The sequence below is a fragment of the Erwinia sp. MYb416 genome, from assembly GCF_037479575.1.
GTDB lineage: Bacteria > Pseudomonadota > Gammaproteobacteria > Enterobacterales > Enterobacteriaceae > Erwinia > Erwinia rhapontici.
This window is the reverse complement of record NZ_JBBGYT010000180.1, coordinates 1-1,974: the sequence shown is the minus strand read 5'-3', so window position 1 is coordinate 1,974 and position 1,974 is coordinate 1. Positions and strand designations below refer to the sequence as shown.

Genomic DNA, 1,974 nt, shown 5'->3' with positions numbered 1-1,974 from the left:
GAATAACACCATGCGAATTCTGTTAATCGAAGATGACCGCCTGATTGGCGACGGCATCAAAGCCGGATTAAGTAAACTGGGGTTCAGTGTTGACTGGTTTACCCAGGGCAACGAAGGACTAAGGGCGCTGAGTGCCGCGCCCTATGATGCGGTAGTACTGGATCTCAGCCTGCCAGAAATCGACGGACTCACCATTCTCCGTCAGTGGCGACAGCAGGGACGTGATGAACCGGTGTTGATCCTAACGGCCCGCGATGCCCTGGAACAACGCGTCAGCGGGTTGCAGCAGGGAGCCGATGACTATTTATGTAAACCCTTTGCCCTCAGCGAAGTGGCCGCGCGTTTACAGGCACTGATCCGCCGCCGTCACGGCCAGCTACAACCGACACTGCAACATGGCAGCCTGATCATGGAACCGGGTTCTCATACCGTTACGCTGAAGGGTGCACCGCTGGAACTGAAAGCGCGTGAACTGGCGCTGCTGGAACTGTTTCTGCTCAACAACGGGCGCGTGCTCACCCGCCCACAGTTAGAAGACAAACTCTATGGCTGGGATGACGACGTTTCCAGCAATGCCGTGGAAGTGCACATCCATCACCTGCGTAAAAAACTGGGCAGTGAGTTTATTCGCACCATTCACGGCGTGGGTTACACGCTGGGAGCGGCACCCTGATGCGCCAAAGTCTGCGACTGCGTCTGATGCTCGGTTTTTTGCTACTCAGCCTGCTGTGCTGGGGAGTGGCCGCTGTGGGGGCCTGGTGGCAGACCCGTCACAATATCAATGCGTTGTTTGATACACAGCAAATGCTGTTTGCGAAACGGCTCACCACCCTGGATATTGCGTCAGGCGATGAAAAAACGATGACGCTGCCGAAAACAAAAAAAATCCTGCGCCATCACCGTGGCGATCAGGACGATGATGCGCTGGCCTTTGCCGTGTTTCGCCGCGACGGCCAGATGCTGCTTAATGATGGTGATAATGGCCGGAATTTCATCTTTGATTATCAGCGTGAGGGTTTTGTTGATGGCCGCCTGCGCGGTGATGATGACCGCTGGCGGATGGTATGGCTGCGTACACCGGACGATCGCTATGTGGTGGTGGTCGGCCAGGAGTGGGAATATCGCGATGATATGACCCGCGATCTGGTGCAAACCAACCTGATGCCGTGGCTGGTGGCATTGCCGGTGATGCTGATGTTGATGTTGTGGCTGATCACCCGGGAGCTGGCGCCGCTGAAACAGATCGCTGACCAGCTGCGCCAACGCGCCCCGGATGACATTACACCCCTCACCCCACAGCGTGTGCCACAGGAAGTCCGCCCGTTGCTGACTGAACTGAACCAACTGTTTGGGCGCATCGGTGACATGCTGCTGCGCGAACGCCGTTTTACCTCGGATGCCGCCCACGAACTGCGCAGCCCGCTGGCCGCATTAAAGGTGCAGACGGAAGTTGCCCAGCTGGCTCATGACGATGTCGCCGTACGCCACCATGCGCTGACCAGTCTGGATGCAGGGATAGACCGCGCCACCCGGCTGGTGGATCAACTGCTGACGCTGTCGCGTCTGGATGCCGGGGAGGATCTGGAAAAACACAGTGTGCAGTGGCAGGCGATCGTGCAGAAAGCCGTGGTGGATCAGTATGCGGCCGCACAGGCAGCAGGCGTGGAACTGGCGCTGGATGCCCCCGATGCGCCCGTTATCAGTCTGGGTCAGACGCTGCTGCTGGCGCTGTTGGTGCGTAATCTGCTGGATAATGCCATTCGCTACAGTCCGGCGGGCAGTGAAGTGTGGCTGAAACTGACCGCCAGCACGTTGCAGGTGCTGGACAATGGACCGGGCGTCAGCCCGGAAGCGCTGGCGCGTATTGGTGAACGATTTTATCGCCCGCCTGGCCAGCAACAGTCCGGCAGCGGCTTAGGCTTGTCGATCGTTCATCATATTGCCCGCCTGCACGGCATGACGGTCACCCTGGAA

The 1,974-nt window shown here is 58.3% G+C and carries 2 protein-coding genes; both read left to right on the top strand.

The features are described from left to right. The first annotated feature begins 10 nt into the window (after positions 1-10). Positions 11-673, top strand: a complete 663-nt coding sequence (qseB, locus tag WH277_RS01715; protein ID WP_200642172.1) for a quorum sensing response regulator transcription factor QseB — start codon at positions 11-13, stop codon at positions 671-673. Next, on the top strand, positions 670-1,974 hold a 1,305-nt coding region (qseC, locus tag WH277_RS01710; RefSeq protein WP_339504023.1), incomplete at its 3' end, for a quorum sensing histidine kinase QseC. The genes qseB and qseC, both read left to right, overlap by 4 nt.

Bases quoted from the DNA above. Each gene is read 5' to 3' on its own strand.
- qseB (WP_200642172.1), top strand. From the start codon at position 11: ATGCGAATTCTGTTAATCGAAGATGACCGCCTGATTGGCGACGGCATC.